Source organism: Saccharothrix sp. BKS2 (assembly GCF_047689505.1).
Lineage (GTDB): Bacteria > Actinomycetota > Actinomycetes > Mycobacteriales > Pseudonocardiaceae > Actinosynnema > Actinosynnema lopnurensis.
This window is the reverse complement of the sequence record NZ_JAUQOL010000008.1, coordinates 423,960-446,735: the sequence shown is the minus strand read 5'-3', so window position 1 is coordinate 446,735 and position 22,776 is coordinate 423,960. Positions and strand designations below refer to the sequence as shown.

Sequence of the window (22,776 nt, the reverse complement as noted above, 5' to 3'; positions counted from 1 at the left end):
GACCACGTGGCAGCCGCCCTGGAGTTCCGCGAGCGGAGGAAGTCATGACCACCCACCGAACCTCCAGGCAACCCCCCACCCCCAGCCCTGCCACCACCCTCACCCCCATCCCTGCCACCACCCTCACCCCCATCCCTGCCACCACTCTGGCTACCACCCGGGTTGCCCCCGCCCCTGCTCCCGCCAACCCTGCCTCCACCAGTCCTGCCCCCGCCTGCTCCGCCTCCACCGGCCCTGCTCCCGCCAACTTCGCCTCCGCCAACCCCGCCTCCACCGGCCCCACCGCCACCGCCACTCGGGCCACTACCGCTGTTGCCGCCGCTCCCATCACCGCCCGCCTCGCCCCTCTCACTCCGTCCACCGCCGCCGTCCCCGCTCTTGCCCCACCCCTGCCATCCGCACCGCCGCGCCTTGCTCTCCCCCCAGTCCTTGCCGGGTTTTCAAGGGGCTCCATCCCCAGGAGCCGGCGATGAACAGCGATGAGCTCCGGCTGGCCCGCGCCTACCTCTCCCGGGTAGCCGAACCACCGGCGCTCGCCCTCACCGCCTTCGTCGCCGAGGTCGGTCCCGTCGAGGCCGCCGCCAGGGTCCGGGTCGGTGAGGTGCCCTCCGCCGTCGACGTCCAGACCTCCGCCCGCCGCGCCGAGGACCGGGCCGCGTTCGACCTCGACCTCGTCACCGAGGCCGGGGGTCGGTTGCTGATCCCCGAGGACGAGGAGTGGCCGAAATGGCCGTTCAACGCCCTGGCCATCGCCGCCGCCAACGGGCTGCGCTGCGGTCTCGAACCCCTCGCCCTCTGGGTGCGCGGCAGTCACGACCTCGCCGCGTTGACCCGGCGGGCCGTCGCGGTGGTGGGGAGTCGGGCGGCGTCCGACTACGGACGGCACGTCGCCGGCGAGTTCGGCTTCGGCCTCGCGGGAGCCGGGGTCACCGTGGTCTCGGGCGCCGCCTACGGCATCGACGGTGCGGCGCACCGGGGTGCTCTCGCCGCCGACGGCCCGACCATCGCGGTGCTGGCCTGCGGGGTGGACACGGCCTACCCGGCCGGTCACCGGGTGTTGATCGACCACATCGCCGCGCAGGGTCTGGTCGTGAGCGAGTACCCGCCCACGCACAGCCCGGCCCGCCACCGGTTCCTGACCCGGAACCGCCTCATCGCCGCACTGTCGGAGGGGACCGTGGTCGTCGAGGCCGGGCGGCGCAGCGGGGCCAAGAACACGGCCGCGTCCACCTCGGCCCTCGGACGGGTGCTCATGGCGGTGCCCGGTCCGGTTACCTCCGCCAGCTCGCTGGGATGCCACGAACTGCTGCGGTCGGGGGAGGCGCTGCCGGTGACCAGCGTCGCGGAGGTTCTCGAATCGACCGGGCGGCTCGGCGTCGACCTGGTCGAGGCCACGCGGGACACCGGCACCGGTCCGCCGCAGGGCGACGCGATGCGGGTCTTCGAAGCCCTGGGGCTTTCGTTCGGGTGCAGTCCCGAGGCCGTTTCGGTGGAGTCCGGCGTCGAGCTGAAGCGGGTGCGGGCGCTGCTACCCCAATTGGAACTGGCCGGTCTCGCCGAGCGGACCGAGTCAGGTTGGAAGCGCTCCCAGGAGGCGACTTGGCGTGGCGATACTTGACCAAGTGCGCTTGAGGGCGCAGCGTCTGGGTCTATGTCCCCGCCGCCGCCAGCTCGGACACCCAGAGTCGACCTCGCACGCCTGCGTCGAGGGCTGCCCGGCGACGTCGGGGCGGCGCTGGACCGCTACGAACGCCACCTGGCGTCGGAACGCTCGTTATCCCCTCACACGGTTCGCGCTTACCTGGGTGACGTGGTGGCCCTGCTGGTCCACCTGGCCGGTGGCGCACCCGAGCACGTCGCCGTCGAAGCGGTCGACCTCGCCGGTCTGCGGTCCTGGCTGGGGGTGCAGCACTCGGCCGGCACGAGCCGCACGACGCTCGCCCGCCGCGCCGCCGCCGCCCGCGCGTTCACCGCGTGGGCCGCCCGGACCGGTCTGCTCGCCGAGGACCCGGGCTCGCGGCTGGTCGCGCCCCGCCCGCACCGGACCCTGCCCCAGGTGCTGCGGCCGGAACAGGCCGGGGCTGCGATGGCAGCCGCCGAAGTAGGCGCGGAACAGGGCGATCCGGTTGCGCTGCGTGACCGGGCCGTGGTGGAGTTGCTGTACGCGACAGGTGTTCGGGTCGCCGAGTTGTGCGGTCTCGACCTCGACGACGTGGACTACTCCCAAAGGGTGATTCGGGTTCTGGGCAAGGGCAGCCGCGAACGTGTGGTGCCGTTCGGCGTTCCGGCCGAACGGGCAGTACGCCTCTGGGTGGAACGCGGCCGATCGGCGCTGGTCAACGACCGTTCACAGACGGCACTGCTGCTCGGTGCGCGCGGCGGTCGGCTCGACCCCCGTACCGCCAGGAAGATCGTCCACGACGTGGTCGGCGCGATCCCCGGCGGGGTCGACACCAGCCCCCACGGTTTGCGCCACTCGGCAGCCACGCACCTGTTGGAAGGGGGAGCGGACCTGCGCACCGTCCAAGAGCTCCTTGGTCACGCTACGCTCGCAACAACTCAGCTCTACACACACGTCACCGTCGAACGGCTGAAGGCGATCCATGACCGAACCCACCCCCGTTCCTGACGTCGCAGGGGGAGGTTCGCGGACCGCAACCGTGACCTCTCCTTCCGCCGCGCACGTCGGGACCTCGTCGGAGGCGAGCACCCCGGCCGGGGCGAACGGTCACCACGCCGACGGCGAGCCGTCGCACAACGGGCACGCCGTGAGCTCCGGTGGTAGACCGGCACACCCGGCCTCGGAGTCGCGCACGGCCGACGACGTGGAAGCCGGCATCATCGCGCTCTGGCACACCTACGGCGTGTCCGGCGAGCAGGCCCTGCGCGACCGCCTGGTGCTCCACTACGCCCCGCTGGTCAAGTACGTCGCGGGCCGCGTGGGCACCGGCCTGCCCGCGCACGTGGACGTGGCCGACCTGATCCAGTCGGGCATCTTCGGCCTGGTCGACGCGATCGAGAAGTTCGAGCCCGAACGCGGCCTGAAGTTCGAGACCTACGCGATGCAGCGCATCAGGGGCGCCATCCTCGACGACCTCCGGTCGCAGGACTGGGTGCCGCGCTCGGTCCGCAGCCGGGCCCGCGACGTGGAACGCGCCCTCGAACGCCTCGGCGCCCGCCTCCAGCGCACCCCGACCGACCGCGAACTGGCCGCCGAGCTGAAGATCGGCCTCGGTGAGCTGCGCGAGCTGTACGCCCAGCTCCAGCTGACCAGCGTGGTGGCGCTCGACGAGCTGATCGCGGCGGGCCGCAGCGCGGGCGGCGCGGGCTCGTCACTGGCCGAGTCCCTGCCCGACGAGGGCGCGGAGGACCCGATCGCCACGCTCGTCGACCAGGACAGCCGCCGCCAGCTGGCCGACGCCATCGCCCAGCTCGCCGAACGCGACCGCGTCGTGGTCACCCTGTACTACTTCGAGAACCTGACCCTGGCCGAGATCGGCAAGGTGCTCGGGGTGACCGAGTCCCGCGTCTGCCAACTCCACACCCGGGCGGTCCTGCGCCTCCGCACCAAGCTCAACGAGCAGCTGGAGAGCTGACCCGACCGGATGCCGTGGGTCGGATGCGGTGGGGCCGGATGACGGGGCGGGTCGGACGGGGCGGGTCGGACGGGGCGGGTCGGACGGGGCGGGTCGGACGGGGCGGGTCGGACGGGGCACGCAGTGAGTGGGTCGGCCGGAGCGAGCGAGTCGCATTGCCTCCTTGGCCGCTGGTCAAGCTTCTTGGGCTGCTTCCTTGGCCGCTGGTCAAGCTGGCGTGGGTTTCGGTAGGTCGGTTGGCGGCGGGCTGGCTGGGGTCAGGTCGGTTGGGGTCAGGTCGGTTGGCGGTGGGTCGGCTGGGGCCAGGCTGGCCGGGATTGGGTCGGCTGGCGGCGAATTAGTTGGGGCCAGGTTGGCTGGAGCCAGGTCGGCTGAGGCCAGGCTGGCTGGGGTTGGTTGGTTAGTTGGTGGCGGGTCGGCTCGGATCAGGCCGGCTGGGGTTGGGTCGGCTAGGGCCAGGTCGGCTGAGGTCGGGTCGGCAGGCGTTGGGGCGGCTGGCGTCGGGTTGGTCGGGAGTGCCGGCAGCAGGCGGATGCGGGGGCTTGTGAGCAGGCGCAAGGGGTTCAGGTGTTCCCGGGGGCGGGGTGGTTCCACCCTGAGCGCGCCCCAGTGCAGGCACGCTTCCGCCGGGCAGTCCCGGTGGCCCGTGCGCAGCGTCCCGATCCGCTCGCCCCGGCGCACCAGCGCACCGCGCACGACCGAGGGCTCCACCGGCTCGTAGGTGGTGCGCAGCCCACCTACGTGGGCCAACGACACCAGCGGCCGGTCAGCCACCGGGCCCGCGTGCACCACCACGCCGTCGGCGGCGGCCAGGACCGCAGTGCCGGGGGCGGCGCGCAGGTCCACGCCCCGGTGCCCCGCGGCGTAGGGGCCGGGTGGTGCCTCGAACGCGCGCACCACCTCGTGCGGCGGTACGAGCGGCCAGCCGAAGCGGGTTGCTCGGGCGCGGGCGTCCGGGTGCGCCGGCACGAGTACGAAGAGCACGGTCAGGGCCAGGACCAGCGGTGTTCGGGGTGGTGGGGTCATGGGTCCACGGTGCCGGGGGTGGGTGGGGGGTGCCAGGGGGTTGCGGGGATCTGTGGACAACTCGCGGGGCTGTGGACAACTGCCTGTGGACAACTGTCGGGGCCGGTTCGTGGTTCCGACCCCCGACGGCGTACACTCGTGCCGCGCCCCGTGTACGTGCAGGGCGACTTCGCGTGCCACTGCAGATCCGACCCGCTTCCGTGGTCGAGTCACGGCGTCCGGCGGTCCCGAGGGTCGGAAAAGACCCCCTGGTTCGGGCGACGGCAAGGGCACCAGGGCGGCGGTCCACCCCGGTCCGCCGCGATGAACCGGAACGCGTGCCGGCCCAGGTCGCCGGCGCGCCCGAACGAAGAGGTGCGAACCCGGCCATGGCCGTCGTCACCATGAAGCAGCTGCTCGACAGCGGCGTGCACTTCGGGCACCAGACCCGCCGCTGGAACCCGAAGATGAAGCGCTACATCTTCACCGAGCGCAACGGCATCTACATCATCGACCTCCAGCAGACGCTGAGCTACATCGACCGCGCCTACGAGTTCGTCCGCGAGACGGTCGCGCACGGTGGGTCGATCCTGTTCATCGGCACCAAGAAGCAGGCGCAGGAGGCCATCGCCAACGAGGCCCTCCGCGTCGGCATGCCCTACGTGAACCAGCGCTGGCTGGGCGGCATGCTCACCAACTTCTCCACGGTGCACAAGCGCCTCCAGCGGCTCAAGGAGCTGGAGTCGATGGAGCAGACCGGCGGTTTCCAGGGTTTCACCAAGAAGGAAATCCTGATGATGAACCGCGAGAAGGACAAGCTGGAGCGCACGCTCGGCGGTATCCGCGACATGTCCAAGGTGCCCAGCGCCGTGTGGATCGTGGACACCAAGAAGGAGCACATCGCGGTCGGTGAGGCGCGCAAGCTCAACATCCCGATCGTGGCGATCCTCGACACCAACTGCGACCCGGACGAGGTCGACTACCCGATCCCGGGCAACGACGACGCGATCCGCTCCGCCGCGCTGCTGACCAAGGTCGTGGCCGAGGCCGCCGCCGCGGGTCTGATGTCCCGCTCCGGCGCCCGCACCCAGGTGGCCGACGGCGCCGACAAGCCCGAGCCGGGCGCCAACGAGCCGCTGGCCGAGTGGGAGCAGGAGCTGCTGGTCGGCGCCGACGCGACGACCGACAAGCCGGCGCCCGCCGCTGAGGCCGCCGAGACCGCTGAGGTCGCCGAGGGCACCGAGGCCGTCCAGTCCTGAGCCGGCCGCACGCCGCGCTCCTCCTCCTCACCAGCGGAGGGGCGCGGCGTGCGCACAGAACCACCCGCGCGTCAACCGCAGAAGGAACGGATTCAGCACGATGGCGAACTACACCGCCGCTGACGTGAAGCGCCTCCGCGAGCTCACCGCCGCCGGCATGATGGACTGCAAGAAGGCGCTGGAGGAGTCCGACGGCGACTTCGACAAGGCGGTCGAGATCCTCCGCATCAAGGGCGCGAAGGACGTCGGCAAGCGCGCCGAGCGCACGACCTCCAACGGCCTGGTCCAGGCCGAGGACGGCGTGATGATCGAGCTGCGCTGCGAGACCGACTTCGTCGCCAAGAACGCGGACTTCCAGGCGCTCGCCTCCCGCATCGTCCAGGTCGCCAAGACCGGCCGCCCGGCCGACGTCGACGTGCTCAAGGCCGCCGACCTCGACGGCCAGTCCGTCGACGCGGTCGTCCAGGAGTTCTCCGCCAAGATCGGGGAGAAGCTGGAGGTGGCCAAGGTCGCGGTCTTCGACGGCAAGGTGACCACCTACCTGCACCGCCGTGCCGCCGATCTGCCGCCCGCCGTGGGCGTCGTGGTCGAGTACACCGGCGACAACGACGAGGCCGCCCGCGGCGCCGCGATGCAGATCGCCGCGATGCGCCCCCGCTTCCTCACCCGTGACGAGGTCCCCGCCGACGTGGTCGCCAACGAGCGCCGCATCGCCGAGGAGACCGCGCGCGAGGAGGGCAAGCCCGAGGCGGCGCTGTCCAAGATCGTCGAGGGTCGCGTGAACGGCTTCTTCAAGGACGTCGTGCTCCTGGAGCAGTCGTCGGTGACGGAGTCGAAGAAGACGGTCAAGGCCGTGCTGGACGAGGCCGGGGTCACCGTGACCCGCTTCGCCCGGTTCGAGGTCGGCCAAGCCTGATCCACGTGGGGGCGGGGTTGCGCGAGAGGTCGCGACCCCGCCCTTGCCGTGTCCAGAGGAGGACCTGTGAGCGCAGAGGTAGACCACGACCGCGGTGAGGACCCGGCCACCGGCTACCGCCGGGTGATGCTCAAGCTGGGCGGCGAGATGTTCGGCGGTGGCGGCGTGGGCGTCGACCCCGACGTCGTGCAGACCGTGTCCCGCCAGATCGCCGCGGTCGTCCGAACAGGGGCCCAGGTCGCGGTCGTCATCGGCGGTGGCAACTTCTTCCGGGGCGCCGAGCTCCAGCAGCGCGGCATGGACCGCAGCCGCGCCGACTACATGGGGATGCTCGGCACCGTCATGAACTGCCTCGCCCTCCAGGACTTCCTGGAGCGGGAGCACGGCATCGAGACCCGCGTGCAGACCGCCATCACCATGGGGCAGATCGCCGAGTCCTACATCCCCCGCCGCGCCATCCGGCACCTGGAGAAGGGCCGCGTGGTCATCTTCGGCGGCGGCGCGGGCATGCCGTACTTCTCCACCGACACGACGGCCGCGCAGCGCGCGCTGGAGATCGGCTGCGAGATCGTCCTGATGGCCAAGGCCGTCGACGGCATCTACACCGCCGACCCCAGGGTGGACCCGGACGCGCTGATGTTCGACAACATCACCCACCGCGAGGTGCTCGAACGCGGCCTGAACGTGGCCGACGCGACCGCGTTCAGCCTGTGCATGGACAACAACATGCCGATCATGGTCTTCAACCTGCTCACCGAGGGGAACATCGCCCGGGCCGTGCGTGGTGAGAAGATCGGGACGTTGGTGAGCACCCCCGGTGGTCGTCCGTCCTTCTAGACCTGCTGGGATTCGAGCCGAACCGCGCACACCCCAAGGGAGTCAGCCGTGATCGACGAGACCCTCCTCGACGCAGAGGAGAAGATGGAAAAAGCGGTGTCCGTGGCCAAGGAGGACCTGGCCTCGGTGCGGACCGGCCGCGCCACTCCCTCGATGTTCGCCCGCATCGTCGTCGAGTACTACGGTTCGCCCACGCCGCTGAACCAGCTGGCCAGCGTCGCGATCCCCGAGGCCCGCATGGCCGTCATCAAGCCCTACGACCAGAGCCAGCTCCACTCGGTCGAGAAGGCCATCCGCGACTCCGACCTGGGCGTCAACCCCGGCAACGACGGCACGGTGATCCGCGTGATGATCCCGCAGCTGTCCGAGGAGCGCCGCCGCGAGATGGTCAAGGTGGCCAAGGGCAAGGGCGAGGACGCCCGGGTCTCGATCCGCAACATCCGCCGCAAGGCCAAGGAGGAGCTGGACCGCCTGGTCAAGGACGGCGAGGTCGGCGAGGACGAGGGCACCCGCGCCGAGAAGGAGCTGGAGAACGTCACCCACCGGTACGTGGCGCAGGTGGACGAGCTGGTCAAGCACAAGGAAGCCGAACTGCTGGAGGTCTAGTCGGCGTCGGCTGCGTCCGGTCGGGTTCCCGGCCGCACGCCTCGCTCGGCCGGTCGGCGGCCGTGATGGGAGCACAACAGGTGTCAGGCGGTGAGCGGGGCGCGCCGGGGAAGAGCGCATCACGCGCGGGGCGCGACCTGCCCGCGGCCATCGCCGTGGGGGTCGGCCTGGGCGCGGTGATCCTCGTCGCGCTGCTGACGGTGCGGGAGCTGTTCATCGGCGTGGTCGCCGTCGCCGTCGCGATCTCCACGTACGAGTTGGCGAGCGCGCTGAAGCGCGGAGCGGGCATCCAGGTCGCCCTGGTGCCCGTGCTGGTCGGCGGGCAGGCCGCGCTGTGGCTGGCCTGGCCGCTGGGGCGCGCCGGGGTGCTGGGCGCGTTCGTGGTCACGATGCTGGTCTGCCTCATGTGGCGGCTCAAGGACGGCGCGGACGGCTACCTGCGGGACGTGACCGCGTCGGTGTTCACGGTGGCCTACGTGGCGGTGTTCGCCTCCTTCGCGGTGATGCTGGTGGTGCCGGAGGACGGGGTGTTCCGCGTCCTGGCGTTCCTGATCGGCGTCGTGCTGTCCGACACCGGCGGCTACGTGGCCGGCGTCCTCCTCGGCAAGCACCCCATGGCCCCCACCATCAGCCCGAAGAAGTCGTGGGAGGGCTTCGCGGGCTCGATGGTGGCGGGCATGGTCGGTGGCGCCCTCACCGTCGGCGTGCTGCTGGACGGCCAGTGGTGGCAGGGCGTGCTGTTCGGCGCCGCGATCGTGGTCACGGCCACGGCGGGCGACCTGGTGGAGTCGTTGATCAAGCGCGACCTCGGCATCAAGGACATGGGCACGCTGCTGCCCGGCCACGGCGGGCTGATGGACCGGATGGACTCGCTCCTGCCCTCGGCCGTCGTGTCCTGGCTGCTGCTGCACCTGTTCGTGCCCGCTTAGGCGCTGCGCCCCACCTCCAGGACCCGCTGGTGGGGGTCGACCAGCGAGAACCGCGCGCCGTACGGGTCGCGCAGGACCGCGGTGCGCCCGTGCGGCGAGTCGAACGGGGGCAGCTCCACCGCGCCGCCCAGGTCGATCGCCAGCTCGGTCGCCGCGTCCACGCCGGCGACCGGGTCGACGGCGAAGTGGACCACCCAGCGCGACGGCGGCGTGCGGGTCGACCGCCACCGGGCCGGCGCGGCGCCGGCGAACGCCGGCCGGGACCGCTCGCCCGCGCGGTGCTGCCCCTGGTCGTGGGTGAACGACCGGCCCGGGGGACCGGGCTGCCGCTGCTCCTGGCCGAACACGCCGCCGTAGAACCGGGCGGCCGCCGCCGTGTCCCGGGTGAGCAGCTCGACGCGGTTCAGCGCGCCGGTCCGGCCGGTGGCCAGGGGCCGGTCGGCGGTGGGCTGCCAGAAGCCGACCGCCGCGCCGGTCGGGTCGGTCGCCAGCAGGGCGCGCCCGGCGCCGGGCAGGTCCACCGGGCCCGCGACGACCTGCCCGCCCAGGGCCGGGACCCGGTCCCGCACGGCGTCCACGTCCGGCGCGTGCAGGTAGAGCAGCCAGCCGGGCGGCACGCCCTCGGACGCCTCGTAGAGGCCCGCGACCAGCTCACCGCCGCGCCGCGCGACGGTGTAGCCGTGGTTGAGCGGGTCGAGGGACACCTCGAAGGACCACCCGAGCAGCCTGCCGTAGAACTCCCGGCTCGCGGCCGGGTCCTCCGCCGAGACCTCCACCCAGGCGGGTGTTCCGGGCACGGGCATGACGCACCTCCTCGCACACGTGTTCGAATCCGTGCGGGACGGTACGCCGGGGGTACGACAGAAGCCGAGGGCGGCTCAGTCGTCGAGGTCGTCGATGCGGGACGAGTAGTCGTCCTCGGTCATCGGGGTGACGCGGGACGGGTCGATCACGGAGAACACCGCGCCGGAGTGGTCCGCCACCACGGTGACGCGGCCGAGCGGCGTGTCGTACGGCTCCACGGTCACCCGTCCGCCCAGCTCGAGCACCCTGGTCGCGACCGAGTCGGTGCCGATCTCGGGCGCGGCGGTGAAGTAGACCATCCAGTGCGGCGGGGTGTCCGGCGCGAACGCCCGGCCCATCCGCTGCCGGCCCAGCACGGTGTTCCCCTGGATGTCCCACAGCGTGTAGTCGACGGCCTGCCCATCACCTATCTGGGTGATTTCGAACCCGCACAGCTCGTGGAAGAACGCGTCCGCCGCGTACCCGTCGCGGGTGTTCAGCTCGGCCCACGCGTACGCGCCGTGCCCGTTGGTGCCGAACACCCAGTCCGGCGGCACGTGCCGGAAGCCCACCACCGCGCCGGTCGGGTCGGCCAGCAGGGTGACCAGCTCGGACGGTTCGCCGAGCACCGACCCGCCCAGCGCGTGCGCCTTCTCCGCGGTCGCCCGCGCGTGCGGGGTGTTGAGGTACAGCGTCCACGCGCTCGGCTCGGCCGCGGCGACCAGTTCGGCCACCGGCAGCCCGCCGACGACGGCGACCGCGCGGCCCTCGACGTCGGAGTAGTGCCAGCCGAACAGGCCGGTGTAGAAGTCGAGGGTGGCCTGGAGGTCGGTGGTGGCGAGGTCGACCCAGCAGGGCGCGCCGTGGTGCAGTTCGGCCAGGGCGGGGGAATTGGGGACGATCGACACCGGGGACCTCCTGGTAACCGAGGATTCGGCCACGCTACGGCTCTAGAGTCGTCCCGTGAAGGGATTCGTCCGCGCGGCCCTGGCCGCGGTCCGCCCGGCGGACGTGCTGCCGAGCCCGAACATCTGGCACTGGCCCGAGGTCTACGAGGTCGAGAACCGCGCGCAGGACGTGGGCGGCGCGATCTGGGCCGCGCTGCGCGAGGAGTGCGACTGGGCCGGTCGGGACGTGGTCGACGTGGGCTGCGGTGACGGGTTCCACCTGCCGGTGTTCGCCGCTCGGGCGCGCTCGGTGACCGGTGTGGAGCCGCATTCCCCGTTGGTGGCACGTGCGCGGGCCCGCGTGGCCGACGTGCCGAACGTCGAGGTCGTCGCCGGCCCCGCCCAGCGGCTGCCGCTGCGCGACGCGAGCGCCGACCTCGTGCACGCCCGCACGGCCTACTTCTTCGGTCCCGGCTGCGAACCCGGCCTGCGCGAGGCGGACCGGGTGCTGCGGCCCGGCGGCGCGGTGGCGGTGGTGGACCTCGACGGCCTGGCCGAGCCCTACGGGCCGTGGTTGCGCGCGGACGAGCCCCGCTACGACCCGGCCGAGGTGGAGCGGTTCTTCGCCGACCAGGGGTTCTCGCTGCGGCGGGTGCGGGCGCTGTGGCGGTTCGAGCGGCGGGCGGACCTGGAGGCGGTGCTGCGGATCGAGTTCTCCGGCGGGGTGGCGGAGCGGGCCCTCGCGGAGACCCCCGGGTTGGCGTTCGAGGTGGGTTATCGCGTCCACGTGCGGCGCAAGCCCTCCGGGCTCGTGCTGCCCTGAGGGGGACGGGGCTGAGGGGGACAGGGCTGAAGGGGCGGGGCTGAAGGGGCGGGGCTGAGGGGGCGGGCGAGAAGGAGCGGGACCCCGGGACAAGGCGCCGGTGTGGCGTTGGCGACGCGGCCCTGGGCGGCGCGCGGTGGGAGCGCGCACATAGGATCGGCCCCGTGGAGCAGAGGAACGCGGGCAGGTTGGGTCGGCAGGTCGGCGTCGTCGGGCTGGGCTGCTGGCAGCTCGGTGGGGACTGGGGTCGCGTCGAGGAGTCCGACGCGCTCGCGGTGCTGCACGCCGCCGCGGACACCGGGGTGGACTTCTTCGACACCGCCGACGTCTACGGCGACGGCCGCAGCGAGACCCTGGTGGGCAGGTTCCTGCGCGAGCGCGGCGACTCGGGCATCACGGTGGCCACCAAGATGGGCCGCCGGGTCGAGCAGACCCCGGAGAACTACACCCGCGAGAACTTCCTGGCCTGGAACGACCGGTCGCGCGCCAACCTGGGCGTGGACACCCTCGACCTGGTCCAGCTGCACTGCCCGCCGACGCCGGTGTACTCCACCGACGAGGTGTTCGACACCCTCGACGAGATGGTCGGGGCCGGGCGGATCGCCGCCTACGGCGTGAGCGTGGAGACCGCCGAGGAGGCGCTGACCGCGATCGCGCGGCCGGGTGTCGCGAGCGTGCAGATCATCCTGAACGCGCTGCGGCTCAAGCCGCTGGAGCGGGTGCTGCCCGCGGCGGCGGAGGCCGGTGTGGCGATCATCGCCCGCGTCCCGCTCGCGTCGGGCCTGCTGTCCGGCAAGTACACCGCGTCGACCACGTTCGGCGAGGACGACCACCGCAACTACAACCGCCACGGCGACGCGTTCGACGTCGGCGAGACGTTCTCCGGCGTGCCGTTCGAGGTCGGCCTCCAGGCGGTGGACCGGCTGCGCCCGCTGCTGCCCGAGGGAGCGACCACGGCCCAGTTCGCGCTGCGGTGGATCCTGGACCAGCCGGGCGTCACCGTGGTCATCCCGGGCGCCCGCAACGCCGACCAGGCGCGGGCCAACTCGACGGCCGCCGACCTCGCCCCGCTGCCCGAGGGGGCGCGGGACGAGGTGCGCGCGGTCTACGACGAGCTGATCCGGCCGCTGGTCCACGACCGCTGGTAGTTCACCCGTCCGTGACGTCGTCCTCTTCGACGTCCAGCTCGCCCAGGATCGCGTAGAGCTTGCGGCGGGCCTCGTTGAGGACCTCGACGGCCCGGGTCTTCTGCTCGCGCGTGCCCGCGTGGGCCATCTGCTGCATCGCCGAACCGAGGTGCCGCGCCGCCGTGCGCAGCTTCGCCGCGTGCAGGTCGACCTCGTCGTTGACCTGCTGCCACGGTGGCGCGCCCTCGTGCCCGGCCGCCTCGGCGCGGCCCGGTTCGGTCAGCGTGAACAGCTTCTTGCCGCCCGCCTCCTCCTCGACCGAGACCAGGCCCTCGTCGGCCAGCATCTGGAGGGTCGGGTAGACCGAGCCGGGGCTGGGCCGCCACAGGCCGTCGGTGCGGCGGCCGATCTCCTGGATCATCTCGTAGCCGTGCATCGGTCGTTCGGCCAGCAGCGTCAGGACCGCCACGCGGACGTTGCCCTTGCGCTGCCTGCCGCGCCCGCGACCGGGCCCCGGGCCGTGGCCGTGACCGGGGAAACCGGGCGGCTCGGGCGGCACCGGGGGACCGGGGAAGTGGCCGGGGCCGAAACCGCCGCCGAAGCGCGGGTCGCCCGTGCCGCGACTGCGGTGGTGCCGGTGTTCGTGGTGGGGGTGTTCGGAGGGAAAACGCATCGTTGGCTCCTGTCGTCGATCGGTCTTGATGTATCTACGATATATCGGAACGTATCGCGATGCAACGCCGATCGGTTGTTGGCTTGCTCGACGGTCCCGCCGACCCGTGTCCGGGGCCACGGGCGGCCGGCTCCGGCGAGGCCGTCCGGCGTGGGAGACTGGGAGGTGCTATGACTGCCCTCCCCCTCGTCTTCGACGCGCCCAAGCGCGGCCTGCCGCCGCGCCACCTCGCCGACCTGCCCGCCGACCAGCGCCGGGAGGCGGTGGCCGCGCTCGGTGAGAAGCCGTTCCGCGCCCAGCAGCTGTCGAACCACTACTTCTCGCGGCTCACCGTCGACCCCGACGCGATGACCGACATCCCGGCGGCGGCGCGCGAACGCCTGGTCGCCGACCTGATGCCGCCGCTGTGGACCGAGCTGCGCAGCGTCGAGGCCGACAGCGGGTCCACGCGCAAGACGCTGCTGCGCGCCCACGACGGCACGCTGGTCGAGAGCGTGCTCATGCGCTACCCCGACCGCGCCACGCTGTGCATCTCGTCGCAGGCGGGGTGCGGCATGGCGTGCCCGTTCTGCGCCACCGGGCAGGCCGGCCTCACCCGCAACCTGTCCACCGCGGAGATCGTCGACCAGGTGCGGCGCGGCGCGGCGGCCATGCGCGACGGCGAGCTGCCGGGTGGCCCGGGGCGCCTGTCGAACATCGTGTTCATGGGCATGGGCGAGCCGCTGGCCAACTACAAGCGGGTGGTCGAGGCGATCCACCGCATCTGCGACCCGGCGCCGGAGGGGCTGGGGATCTCGCAGCGCTCGGTGACGGTGTCCACGGTGGGCCTGGTGCCCGCGATCCGGAAGCTGACCGAGGAGAACCTCCAGGTCCGGCTCGCGGTGTCGCTGCACACGCCGGACGACGAGCTGCGCGACACGCTGGTGCCGGTGAACACCCGGTGGAAGGTCGCGGAGGTGCTGGAGGCGGCGCGCGGCTACGCCGACAAGACCGGCCGCCGGGTCTCCGTCGAGTACGCGCTGATCCGCGACATCAACGACCAGGGCTGGCGAGCGGACCTGCTGGGCAAGGTGCTGCGCCGGTACCTGGGGCAGCTGGTGCACGTGAACGTGATCCCGCTGAACCCGACGCCGGGGTCGAAGTGGGACGCCTCGCCGAAGCCGGTGGAGCGCGAGTTCGTGCGGCGGGTCAAGGAGCAGGGCGTGGAGTGCACCGTGCGCGACACGCGGGGCCAGGAGATCGCCGCGGCCTGCGGCCAGCTCGCCGCCGAGGGCTGAGCGCGGCTCACGCCCCCGCCGCGGGGGCGTGACCGGGCCCCGACGAGGCCCGTCCGGGCGGGCCCCCGGTCCCGTCGACGGGGACCACCAGACGGAGTCCGACCTCGGGGTGCCACTCGACCCTCATGAGGTCCGGCCGTTCCACGGTGGCGTGCACGAGCTGGATCACGATTCCCGAGTCCTTCCGGATCAACGCGCGCAGTCCGTGGTTGAGGCAATCCATCACCCTGCCGGACAGGTCGCGGTTCGGCGGATGGAACTCGTGCTCCGGGGGCGTGCAGTGCCGCCAGGCGAGGAGTGCGAGGAAGAACGCGTAGTAGACGTACGTCCCGCCGGTGCTGTACGTCGCGCAATCCGAACGCTGCGCCAGTTTTCCCAGTTTTCCGGCCAGGTGCCACGGCTTGCCGCCCGACATGACGCTCACGGCCATGCTGAGGTCGGAAAGGCTGTGCTCGATCAGTTCACCCACCCGGCCAGTCCGGTCGGCCGGCGCGGTGTCGAGGGCTTCTCGCATTCTCATGCCGCAAGAGAGGAACTTGCGGATCGTGTACTGGAGTTCGGAGAACGCGTCGGACAGGCTTTCCTGATCCGCCTCCGCGTCGTCCCCGGCGACGAGGTCCACCACCAGTTCGGCGACGTCCCGTTCCGCCGCCAGCTCCTCCAGTCGCTCCGGTGGCAGGCCGGTCCCGTACCGCTTCTGCGCCGCGGTCGTGCCGACCCCCAGGGCCTCGCCGATATCGCTCCACGGGACGCCCTCGGTGCGCGCCTCGGCGATCACCTCCCGCCGAACCTGATCGACCTGCGCCGCGATCTCGTTGATCGCCGACAGGGCCGCGAGCGCGGGAGTTCCCGGCCGCGGGTCCTCCTCACCGCGGTTCCGCAGAAGTTCGACCACTGCCCGGCGCACCTCGAAACCGGCGGGGGTCGACGTGTAAGGCCACATCGGCGATCCGCACCCAATGCCGGGCCACGGCGTCCGGGAAGTCGTCATGCCGTCACGTTACCGGTGTCCCGCCGCCCAGTGGAGAAAAGCCGATCCACTGCGGGTGGATCGGCTTCCACCCGTGGTGGACGACTTCCACCGGGCGTGGACGGGACCGGTGGACAGCGGAATCGCCCTTGCCGATGATTCGTGGACAGGTCTCGATCGGCGAGGAGCGGTGATATGAAAAACCGGTTGACGAAGAATGGTGCACGGGCTTGCACCCACTGCGCCGAAAATGATCGTCGGTTGCCGTTGCGGTGGGCGTTCATCGTTGTGGTGGGCGGTGTCGTGGGAGCGCTTGTCGGTATTGGTTTTTCGGTGCCGGCGGGTATCGCCGCCGCGATCACCGTGATGGGTTTCCTGCACAAAGTGCTCGCGTGAGCGGACCTCCCGGGTCCGCTTCGCCGGGGGCCTGACCGGGCCCGGGGAGGAACTACGCCACCTCGTTCAGCTCCCCCGTCGCCACGTCGAACACGAAGCCCCGGATCGAGTCCTTCACCGGCACGAACGGGCTGTTGCGGATCCGCGCGACCGACTGCCGCACGTCCTCGTCCAGGTCGGCGAACGCCTCCGCCGCCCACGCGGGCTTCACGCCGACCTCGTCCTGGATCGACCGCTTGAACCCGTCGTCGGTGAAGGTCAGCATCCCGCAGTCCGCGTGGTGGATCAGGACGACCTCCCGCGTGCCCAGCAGGCGCTGGCTGATCGCCGGCGACCGGATCCCGTCATCGGTCACCACGCCGCCCGCGTTGCGGATGACGTGCGCCTCGCCCTCCCGCAACCCGAGCACCCGGTAGACGTCGAGGCGGGCGTCCATGCACGCCACGACCGCGACCCCCTTGGCGGGCGGCAGGGGGAGGGGACCGGAGAACCCGGCGGCGTAGGCGGCGTTGTTGGCGAGCAGCTCGTCCGTCACGGACATGGCGTGGTCCTGTCTGCCGGGGGCAACGGAGCGTCACCGAGCCAACCGGCCGCACGCGGATGCGGGCAACCGGTGTTCAGCGGGTGGGACCAGGTGACCGGCTACCATCCAGCCGTTGGTCTACGAGGGGGGACTGGTGCGGTCGAAGCTGGTCGCGGGCCGCTACGCGACGGTCCGCGAGCTGGGTCGCGGCGGCATGGGCGTGGTCTGGTTGGCCGAGGACAGGGTCATCGGGCGGCGGGTCGCGCTCAAGGAGCTGCGGACCTCCTCGAACACCGACGTGGAGCGCGTCCTGCGCGAGGCCCGCACCGCCGGCCGCCTCAACAGCCCCGCCGTGGTCACCGTGCACGACGTGCTGTCCGAGCACGGCACCACCTACCTGGTGATGGAGCTGGTCGAGGCGCCGACGCTGGCCGACCTCATGCGCCGCGGCCCGCTGCCGGCCGACCGGGTCGTCGCGATCGGGCTGGCGGTCCTCGGCGCGCTGGAGACCGCCCACGCGGCGGGCGTGGTGCACCGGGACGTCAAGCCGAGCAACATCATGGTGCTGCCCGACGGGCGGGTGAAGCTCGCCGACTTCGGCATCGCCCGCGCGCTGGACGACCCGGCCCTGACCGCGACCGGCGGCGTGATGGGCTCGCCCGGCTACCTGGCCCCGGAGCTGTTCGCGGGCGCGCCGCCCTCGCCCGCCTCCGACCTGTGGGCGCTCGGCGCGACCCTGTTCCACGCCGCGGAGGGCCGCTCGCCGTTCCAGCGCGAGACGACCGCCGCCACGCTGCACGCGATCATGCAGGGGGAGCCGGTGCTCACCCGGTGCCGCGGTCCGCTCGCGACCGTGGTCAGGGGCCTGCTGACGCAGTCGACCGCCGACCGCATGACCGCCGGCCAGGTGCGCGCGAACCTGACGGGCTTACCGCCGCGCGCGGCCGAGCCGGACACGGTGGTCATGGCGCCGGTGGGGCACCGCGGCGGTGACACCCGCCTGAACCCGGTGACCTCCGGTGGCGACACCCGCCTGAACCCGATGACCCCCGGCGGGGTCGACACCCGCCTGAACCCGGTGACCCCCGGCGGGCGCCGGTCCCGGCGGGTCGCGGCGCTGGTGGGCGCGGGCGCCGCGGTGACCGCGGTCGCGGTGGTCTCGGCGTTCGCCCTGACCCCGGACCGGGAGCCGGGTCGCGCGTCGGGGATCGCGGTGGGGGACCGGTCCTCGACCGCCCCGACCAGCGCCCCGACCACGACCGCCCCGTCCTCGGCACCCGCGACCACCACGACGCCGGTCACCACCACGACCACCACCCCGCAGGCCCCGCCGCGGCAGACGACCGCGCTGACCCGGTTCCGCGACGCCGCGGGCTGGCACTACAGCGGCTCCACGCTGCTCGCCACGCCCGGTGGCTACGCGCCGGAGGTCTCGCTGGGCAAGCTGGTGGTCGACCAGGAGCCGGGCACCGCGCCGCTGTACTCGTGCCAGATCGCCAACAGCCCGGACCGGATGACCTCGACCGCCGCGAACTGCGAGGGGCAGGCGGTGTACGGGCTGCTCGGGCACGTGTTCGCCCAGCAGCCCGCCGACGCGCCCGCCCTGCCGATCTACCGCTGCAACGCGGGCGGCCACCACTTCGAGTCGCTCGACCCCGCCTGCGAGGGCCACCCGGCGGAGTTCCAGCTCGGCTGGGTCCTGCTCTGAGGGCCCGGCGTTCCGCTCCGGGGGTTCCTCAGCGCCGCCAGGGGGTGCGCCCGCGCACCTGGAGCCAGATCAGGCCCAGGGCCATGGCCGCGCCGATCCCGACGACCCAGATGTTCTCGACCTGGCCCTTGTGGTTGCCGATCAGCAGCGAGAGCACCGCCAGGGTGGACAGCCAGCCCGCGATCTTGATGCCCTTGGGGAACGTGCCGTGCCAGCCCCACTCGGCCGACGGCTCGTCGTGGGGGTCGACCGCCGGACGCCTGTCCAGCTCGGAGGACGAAGACACAGCCGCACGACCTTCCTGCCCGATCACGTTCGCTTGCACGGCAATCGTCGCACACGGGCGCGCCGCGTGAGACGTGAGGTGCGCGGCACCGCCGCGACGTCTACCCTCGGCCCTCGCGCCCGTCCGCACCGCACCCCACCCGTCCGAACCCACGCTCGGCGCTGCCCAAAAGGCGAGCCGCGGCCGTCGAGCCAGGAAAGGCCACGAAGTTGACCGAACAGCCGGTCCACGGCTTCCACCCGGCCGAGGCGCGCACGCCCGACACGTTCGCGCCCGTCGCGGTCGGCCTGCACGGCGTCACCAAGCGCTTCGCCGACCAGACCGCCGTGGACGACGTCACGCTGAGGGTGCACGAGGGTGAGTTCTTCTCGGTGCTCGGACCCTCGGGTTGCGGGAAGACGACGTTGCTGCGCATGATCGCGGGCTTCGAGCACCCGACGGCGGGTCGGATCGAGCTGGACGGCGTGGACATGGTGGGCGTGCCGCCCTACCGGCGGGACGTGAACACCGTCTTCCAGTCCTACGCCCTGTTCCCGCACCTGTCGGTGTGGGACAACGTCGCCTACGGCGTCAAGCGCAAGGGCGTGCGCGGCGCGGAGCTGAGGAAGGTGGTCGATGGGCACCTGGAACTGGTTCGACTCCAGCAGTACGCCAAGCGGCGGCCGGCGCAGCTGTCCGGCGGCCAGCAGCAGCGGGTCGCCATCGCCCGCGCGCTCGCCGCGGGACCCCGGATCCTCCTGCTCGACGAGCCGCTGGGCGCGTTGGACGCGGTGCTGCGAAAGGAGCTCCAGATCGAGCTGATGCGCATCCAGCGCGAGGTCGGCACCACGTTCCTCTACGTGACGCACGACCAGGAGGAGGCGCTGGTGCTGTCCCACCGCATCGCGGTGATGAACGCCGGCCGGCTGGAGCAGGTCGGCTACCCGGAGGACGTCTACGAGCGGCCCGCGACCCGGTTCGTGGCCGGCTTCATCGGCACCTCCAACATCCTGGACGCGCGCGTGTCCGGTGTGGACGGCGACTGGGTGGTGCTCGACGCGCCGGGCGTCACCGGCCTGCGCGCGCCGCTGGCGGGCCGGACCGTCCGGCACGGGCAGCGGGTCGCGGCGACCGTGCGCCCGGAGAAGGTGCACCTGCACGACCTGGACGACGAGCCGCCGGGCGGCTGGTGCGTGCTCACCGGCACCGTGCGCGACGTCGTCTACACCGGGGTGTCCACGCAGTACGCGGTGGACGTGCCCGGCGGGACCGGACTGGTCGCGTTCGCGCAGAACACCCGCCGCGTCGCCGACGCGGGCACCCCGGGGCAACCGGTGCGGATGGCCTGGGAACCCGACTTCACCGTGCTGTTGGAGAGCGCCGCCCAAGGAGGCAGGGATGACTGAGCAGAACCTCCGGATCGCCCGGTTGTGGGACCTCGACAGCGCCCGGGTGACGCGGCGCACGATGCTGCGCTCCTCCGCGTTCTTCGCGCTGGCGGCCACCGGCGCGTGCGGCGTGGGCAGCGGGCCGACCCCCGCGAGCACCGCGCCGGCGACCCCGGCGAAGGCCACCAACGCGCAGGCCGAGCCGAAGCTCAACTTCTACAACTGGACCGACTACATCGCGGACGACACGCTGTCCGGCTTCACCGCCGCCACGGGCATCGAGGTCACCTACGACAACTTCAGCACCAACGACGAGATGGAGGCCAAGATCGCCTCCGGCGCGGCGGGCTACGACCTCGTGGTGCCCAGCGACAACTTCCTGCGCCGGTTCCTGCGCTCCGGCCTGCTCTCGCCGCTGGACCACGACCTGCTGCCGAACCTGGCGAACCTGGAGCGGCGGTTCACCGAGGCCGACTACGACCCGGGCAACGCGTACTCCGTGCCGTGGGCGTGGGGCACCACCGGCCTGGCCTACTCCACCTCCCAGCTGGGCGAGGTGACCGGCTTCTCCGCCTACGACCTGGCCGCCGCGCAGGGCCGCGCCACGATCCTGGACGAGGCCCGCGACGGCCTGGCCGTGGGGCTGCTCAAGCTCGGGCACGACCCGAACACCACGGACGCGAAGCAGCTGGCCGAGGCCGTGACCGCGCTGCTGGAGCTGAAGAAGGCCCTGGGCCAGATCACCTCGGACGTGATCGAGCCGCTGACCTCCGGCCAGGTGCCGCTGGCCCAGGCGTACTCCGGTGACGCGTTCCAGGCCCGCGACACCAACCCGGACGTCGCCTACGCCATCCCCACCGAGGGCGGCCTGTCCTACGTGGACCTGCTGTGCGTGCCCAAGGACGCGCCGCACGCCGAGAACGCCCACCGGTTCATCAACCACGTCCTGACGCCGGAGGTCGGCGCGGCGCTGGCCAACGCCATCCGCTACGGCAGTCCGAACGAGGCCGCCAAGCCGTTCATCGACCCCGAGCTGCTCGACGACCCGCTGGTGTACCCGTCGGCCGAGCAGCTGGCCAGGCTGCCGTTCACCAAGGACCTGGGCGCGGACGTGGAGGCCCGCTACGCCGACGCGTGGACCAGGGTGAAGACCGGCTGATGGCGCGTCCCCGCTGGCTCGTCGCCACCGGTCTGCTCGCGCCGACCGGGCTGTGGCTGGGCCTGTTCTTCATCGCGCCGCTGGCGCTGGTGGTGCAGTTCAGCTTCGCCACCCGTGACACGGGCGTGGCGCGGGCGGTGCTGCCGTGGACCACGCAGGCGTACGCGACCGCGATGGACCCGGCGTTCCTGCCGATCTTCGGCCGCACGCTGGCCTACGCGGGCGCCACCACGGCGCTGTGCCTGCTGCTGGGCTTCCCGCTGGCCTGGTTCATCGCCCGGCACGGCGGCCGGTACCGGACCGCGCTGCTGGCGGCCGTGCTGGTGCCGTTCTGGTCGAGCTACCTGGCCCGGATCTACGCGTGGAAGGCGCTGCTGGACGGCGAGGGCCTGGTCAACGCCCTGCTCGGGTACGTGGGGCTGGACCGCGAGGGCGGGTTCCTGCTCACCCACGGCGCGGTGGTGCTGGGCCTGACCTACGGGTTCCTGCCGTTCATGGTGCTGCCGCTGTACGTGGCCTGCGAGCGGTTCGACCACCGCCTGGTGGAGGCGTCCCACGACCTGGGCCACGGGCGCGCGTCGACGTTCCTCCGGGTGGTGCTGCCGGGCGTCGCGCCGGGCGTGCTGGCCGGGTCGCTGCTGGTCCTGGTGCCCGCGGCGGGCGACTTCGTGACGCCGCGGCTGCTCGGCGGGGTCGGCCAGTCGACGTTCGGCAGCGTGATCGACGACCAGTTCCGGGGCGGCAACAACTGGCCGCTCGGGTCGGCGATGGCGGTGCTGCTGCTGGTGCTCGTGGTGCTGGTGCTGGTGCTGCGCGGCAGGCGCGGGGAGGACGTGCTGTGACCCGGCGGCCGTGGGTGCTCGGCGGCGTGGCCGCGCTGGTGCTCGCCTTCCTGTACGCGCCGATCGCCTGGCTCGCGGTGGTGTCGTTCAACGACTCGCGGTCGCTGAGCCGGATCACCGGCCTGTCCACCCGCTGGTACGCGCAGCTGGTCGCGGACGACCGCGTGCTCGACGCCCTGGGCCTGACCCTCAGGCTGGCCCTGACCAGCGCGCTCGTGTCCACCGCGATCGGCACGCTGGCCGCGTTCGGGCTGCGGCGGGCCTTCCCGGGGCGCGGTCCGTGGACGGTGCTGCTGAGCCTGCCGCTGGTGGTGCCCGAGGTGGTGCTGGGCGTGGCCGTGCTGGGGTTCTGCGTGAAGCTCGCGGGCATCCCGCTCGGCTTCGGCGCGCTGCTGGCCGCGCACGTGGCGTTCTCGCTGAGCTTCGTGGTCGTGGTGGTGCGCTCGCGGGTCGCGGGCATGGACCCCCGGCTGGAGGAGGCCGCCGCGGACCTGGGCGCGAGCCCGCTGGCGGCGTTCCGCACGGTCACCCTGCCGCTGGTGGCCCCGGCGGTGGCGGCGGGCGCGGCGTTCGCGTTCCTGCTGTCGTTCGACGACGTGGTGACGTCGAGCTACCTGACCGGCGTCGGCTCGACCACGCTGCCGGTGTTCGTCTACGCGCAGGCGAGCAAGCGGGGCGTGTCGCCGGAGATCGTGGCGCTGTCGACGCTGCTGGTCGCGGTGACCGCCCTGCTGCTGGTCGTGGGCGTGCTGGTGACCGCCTGGCGGGCCCGCCGGGCGGGGTCGGCGTCAACTTTCGTCTAACGCG

General features: G+C 72.5%; 24 protein-coding genes. 17 read left to right on the top strand and 7 right to left on the bottom strand.

Going from position 1 to position 22,776, the window contains the following annotated elements:
* Positions 1-469 precede the first annotated feature (469 nt).
* The 3 genes from dprA to Q5530_RS19990 are packed head-to-tail and all read left to right on the top strand — an operon-like array spanning position 470 to position 3,596.
* Positions 470-1,618 carry a DNA-processing protein DprA gene (dprA, locus tag Q5530_RS20000; RefSeq protein WP_415364179.1) on the top strand — a complete coding sequence of 383 codons (1,149 nt, stop codon included), beginning with the start codon at positions 470-472 and terminating at the stop codon, positions 1,616-1,618.
* A 33-nt stretch (positions 1,619-1,651) separates the two neighbouring features.
* Positions 1,652-2,629, top strand: coding sequence for a tyrosine-type recombinase/integrase (locus tag Q5530_RS19995; protein ID WP_415364177.1), 978 nt, complete (start codon positions 1,652-1,654; stop codon positions 2,627-2,629).
* On the top strand, positions 2,604-3,596 hold the full coding sequence (locus Q5530_RS19990; RefSeq protein ID WP_380633239.1) for a FliA/WhiG family RNA polymerase sigma factor: 993 nt from the start codon (positions 2,604-2,606) through the stop codon (positions 3,594-3,596). The genes Q5530_RS19995 and Q5530_RS19990 overlap by 26 nt, the downstream gene beginning before the upstream one ends.
* 207 nt (positions 3,597-3,803) lie before the next feature.
* Here Q5530_RS19990 and Q5530_RS19985 read toward each other — a convergent pair whose 3' ends face one another.
* Entirely contained in the window at positions 3,804-4,622 is an 819-nt protein-coding gene (locus Q5530_RS19985; RefSeq protein ID WP_415364175.1) for a peptidoglycan DD-metalloendopeptidase family protein, read from the bottom strand.
* A 368-nt stretch (positions 4,623-4,990) separates the two neighbouring features.
* Between Q5530_RS19985 and rpsB the strand changes: the two genes are divergently transcribed.
* The 5 genes from rpsB to Q5530_RS19960 all read left to right on the top strand — a co-directional run bounded on the left by rpsB (position 4,991) and on the right by Q5530_RS19960 (position 9,148).
* Positions 4,991-5,860 carry a 30S ribosomal protein S2 gene (gene rpsB / locus Q5530_RS19980; RefSeq protein ID WP_415364174.1) on the top strand — a complete coding sequence of 290 codons (870 nt, stop codon included), beginning with the start codon at positions 4,991-4,993 and terminating at the stop codon, positions 5,858-5,860.
* A 100-nt stretch (positions 5,861-5,960) separates the two neighbouring features.
* On the top strand, positions 5,961-6,776 hold the full coding sequence (gene tsf / locus Q5530_RS19975) for a translation elongation factor Ts (protein ID WP_415364173.1): 816 nt from the start codon (positions 5,961-5,963) through the stop codon (positions 6,774-6,776).
* Between the two features lie 126 nt (positions 6,777-6,902).
* A complete protein-coding gene (gene pyrH / locus Q5530_RS19970; RefSeq protein WP_344035384.1) occupies positions 6,903-7,613 on the top strand; it encodes a UMP kinase in 711 nt (236 codons plus the stop codon).
* Between the two features lie 48 nt (positions 7,614-7,661).
* Positions 7,662-8,219 carry a ribosome recycling factor gene (frr, locus tag Q5530_RS19965; RefSeq protein WP_380633232.1) on the top strand — a complete coding sequence of 186 codons (558 nt, stop codon included), beginning with the start codon at positions 7,662-7,664 and terminating at the stop codon, positions 8,217-8,219.
* 80 nt (positions 8,220-8,299) lie between these two features.
* The gene (locus Q5530_RS19960) at positions 8,300-9,148 is read left to right on the top strand and encodes a phosphatidate cytidylyltransferase (RefSeq protein WP_415364172.1); all 849 of its coding nucleotides are present in this window, start codon (positions 8,300-8,302) and stop codon (positions 9,146-9,148) included.
* Here the strand turns inward: Q5530_RS19960 and Q5530_RS19955 are convergent.
* Together Q5530_RS19955 and Q5530_RS19950 are read right to left on the bottom strand one after the other, a co-directional pair.
* Positions 9,145-9,951 carry a VOC family protein gene (locus Q5530_RS19955; RefSeq protein ID WP_415364171.1) on the bottom strand — a complete coding sequence of 269 codons (807 nt, stop codon included), beginning with the start codon at positions 9,949-9,951 and terminating at the stop codon, positions 9,145-9,147. The genes Q5530_RS19960 and Q5530_RS19955 overlap by 4 nt on opposite strands.
* Before the next feature lie 75 nt (positions 9,952-10,026).
* A complete protein-coding gene (locus Q5530_RS19950; RefSeq protein ID WP_415364169.1) occupies positions 10,027-10,839 on the bottom strand; it encodes a VOC family protein in 813 nt (270 codons plus the stop codon).
* Between the two features lie 55 nt (positions 10,840-10,894).
* Here Q5530_RS19950 and Q5530_RS19945 point away from each other — a divergent pair, with 55 nt between their 5' ends.
* Complete coding sequence (locus tag Q5530_RS19945; protein ID WP_415364168.1) at positions 10,895-11,641, top strand: class I SAM-dependent methyltransferase; 747 nt, start codon at positions 10,895-10,897, stop codon at positions 11,639-11,641.
* Positions 11,642-11,805: 164 nt separating this feature from the next.
* Entirely contained in the window at positions 11,806-12,789 is a 984-nt protein-coding gene (locus Q5530_RS19940; RefSeq protein WP_415364166.1) for an aldo/keto reductase, read from the top strand.
* Between the two features lies 1 nt (position 12,790).
* Here the strand turns inward: Q5530_RS19940 and Q5530_RS19935 are convergent, their stop codons facing one another.
* On the bottom strand, positions 12,791-13,441 hold the full coding sequence (locus tag Q5530_RS19935) for a PadR family transcriptional regulator (protein ID WP_415364165.1): 651 nt from the start codon (positions 13,439-13,441) through the stop codon (positions 12,791-12,793).
* A gap of 170 nt (positions 13,442-13,611) precedes the next feature.
* On the opposite strand from Q5530_RS19935, the gene rlmN reads away from it, so the two are divergent.
* Entirely contained in the window at positions 13,612-14,718 is a 1,107-nt protein-coding gene (gene rlmN / locus Q5530_RS19930) for a 23S rRNA (adenine(2503)-C(2))-methyltransferase RlmN (protein WP_380639686.1), read from the top strand.
* Positions 14,719-14,725: 7 nt separating this feature from the next.
* Here rlmN and Q5530_RS19925 read toward each other — a convergent pair whose 3' ends face one another.
* On the bottom strand, positions 14,726-15,709 hold the full coding sequence (locus Q5530_RS19925; RefSeq protein ID WP_415364163.1) for a hypothetical protein: 984 nt from the start codon (positions 15,707-15,709) through the stop codon (positions 14,726-14,728).
* 174 nt (positions 15,710-15,883) lie between these two features.
* Between Q5530_RS19925 and Q5530_RS19920 the strand changes: the two genes are divergently transcribed.
* Positions 15,884-16,084 (top strand): hypothetical protein, encoded by a 201-nt coding sequence (locus tag Q5530_RS19920; RefSeq protein WP_415364162.1) that lies wholly within the window; start codon positions 15,884-15,886, stop codon positions 16,082-16,084.
* 52 nt (positions 16,085-16,136) lie between these two features.
* Here Q5530_RS19920 and Q5530_RS19915 read toward each other — a convergent pair whose 3' ends face one another.
* Positions 16,137-16,625 carry a beta-class carbonic anhydrase gene (locus Q5530_RS19915; protein WP_415364160.1) on the bottom strand — a complete coding sequence of 163 codons (489 nt, stop codon included), beginning with the start codon at positions 16,623-16,625 and terminating at the stop codon, positions 16,137-16,139.
* Between the two features lie 115 nt (positions 16,626-16,740).
* Here Q5530_RS19915 and Q5530_RS19910 point away from each other — a divergent pair, with 115 nt between their 5' ends.
* On the top strand, positions 16,741-18,315 hold the full coding sequence (locus Q5530_RS19910) for a protein kinase domain-containing protein (protein ID WP_415364158.1): 1,575 nt from the start codon (positions 16,741-16,743) through the stop codon (positions 18,313-18,315).
* A 28-nt stretch (positions 18,316-18,343) separates the two neighbouring features.
* On the opposite strand, the gene Q5530_RS19905 is transcribed toward Q5530_RS19910, so the two are convergent.
* The gene (locus Q5530_RS19905; protein ID WP_415364157.1) at positions 18,344-18,601 is read right to left on the bottom strand and encodes a DUF2631 domain-containing protein; all 258 of its coding nucleotides are present in this window, start codon (positions 18,599-18,601) and stop codon (positions 18,344-18,346) included.
* Positions 18,602-18,810: 209 nt separating this feature from the next.
* Here Q5530_RS19905 and Q5530_RS19900 point away from each other — a divergent pair, with 209 nt between their 5' ends.
* From Q5530_RS19900 to Q5530_RS19885, 4 genes are read left to right on the top strand one after another with little or no spacing between them, the layout of a single operon-like run.
* Positions 18,811-19,986 (top strand): ABC transporter ATP-binding protein, encoded by a 1,176-nt coding sequence (locus Q5530_RS19900; protein WP_380639678.1) that lies wholly within the window; start codon positions 18,811-18,813, stop codon positions 19,984-19,986.
* Positions 19,979-21,127 (top strand): spermidine/putrescine ABC transporter substrate-binding protein, encoded by a 1,149-nt coding sequence (locus tag Q5530_RS19895; RefSeq protein WP_415364155.1) that lies wholly within the window; start codon positions 19,979-19,981, stop codon positions 21,125-21,127. The genes Q5530_RS19900 and Q5530_RS19895 overlap by 8 nt, the downstream gene beginning before the upstream one ends.
* Positions 21,127-21,969: an ABC transporter permease gene (locus Q5530_RS19890; RefSeq protein ID WP_415364154.1), complete on the top strand. Its 843-nt coding sequence runs from the start codon at positions 21,127-21,129 to the stop codon at positions 21,967-21,969. Before Q5530_RS19895 ends, Q5530_RS19890 begins: the two co-directional genes overlap by 1 nt.
* Positions 21,966-22,772, top strand: coding sequence for an ABC transporter permease (locus tag Q5530_RS19885; protein ID WP_415364152.1), 807 nt, complete (start codon positions 21,966-21,968; stop codon positions 22,770-22,772). The genes Q5530_RS19890 and Q5530_RS19885 overlap by 4 nt, the downstream gene beginning before the upstream one ends.
* Positions 22,773-22,776 lie beyond the last annotated feature (4 nt).

Excerpts from the sequence above, each read along its gene's own strand:
- rlmN (WP_380639686.1), top strand. The coding sequence starts at position 13,612 with ATGACTGCCCTCCCCCTCGTCTTCGACGCGCCCAAGCGCGGCCTGCCG.
- Q5530_RS19995 (WP_415364177.1), top strand. The coding sequence starts at position 1,652 with ATGTCCCCGCCGCCGCCAGCTCGGACACCCAGAGTCGACCTCGCACGC.
- Q5530_RS19935 (WP_415364165.1), bottom strand. The coding sequence starts at position 13,441 with ATGCGTTTTCCCTCCGAACACCCCCACCACGAACACCGGCACCACCGC.
- rpsB (WP_415364174.1), top strand. The coding sequence starts at position 4,991 with ATGGCCGTCGTCACCATGAAGCAGCTGCTCGACAGCGGCGTGCACTTC.
- Q5530_RS19990 (WP_380633239.1), top strand. The coding sequence starts at position 2,604 with ATGACCGAACCCACCCCCGTTCCTGACGTCGCAGGGGGAGGTTCGCGG.
- tsf (WP_415364173.1), top strand. The coding sequence starts at position 5,961 with ATGGCGAACTACACCGCCGCTGACGTGAAGCGCCTCCGCGAGCTCACC.
- pyrH (WP_344035384.1), top strand. The coding sequence starts at position 6,903 with ATGCTCAAGCTGGGCGGCGAGATGTTCGGCGGTGGCGGCGTGGGCGTC.
- Q5530_RS19895 (WP_415364155.1), top strand. The coding sequence starts at position 19,979 with ATGACTGAGCAGAACCTCCGGATCGCCCGGTTGTGGGACCTCGACAGC.
- Q5530_RS19955 (WP_415364171.1), bottom strand. The coding sequence starts at position 9,951 with ATGCCCGTGCCCGGAACACCCGCCTGGGTGGAGGTCTCGGCGGAGGAC.
- Q5530_RS19920 (WP_415364162.1), top strand. The coding sequence starts at position 15,884 with ATGAAAAACCGGTTGACGAAGAATGGTGCACGGGCTTGCACCCACTGC.
- Q5530_RS19985 (WP_415364175.1), bottom strand. The coding sequence starts at position 4,622 with ATGACCCCACCACCCCGAACACCGCTGGTCCTGGCCCTGACCGTGCTC.
- Q5530_RS19925 (WP_415364163.1), bottom strand. The coding sequence starts at position 15,709 with ATGACGACTTCCCGGACGCCGTGGCCCGGCATTGGGTGCGGATCGCCG.
- Q5530_RS19915 (WP_415364160.1), bottom strand. The coding sequence starts at position 16,625 with ATGTCCGTGACGGACGAGCTGCTCGCCAACAACGCCGCCTACGCCGCC.
- dprA (WP_415364179.1), top strand. The coding sequence starts at position 470 with ATGAACAGCGATGAGCTCCGGCTGGCCCGCGCCTACCTCTCCCGGGTA.
- Q5530_RS19890 (WP_415364154.1), top strand. The coding sequence starts at position 21,127 with ATGGCGCGTCCCCGCTGGCTCGTCGCCACCGGTCTGCTCGCGCCGACC.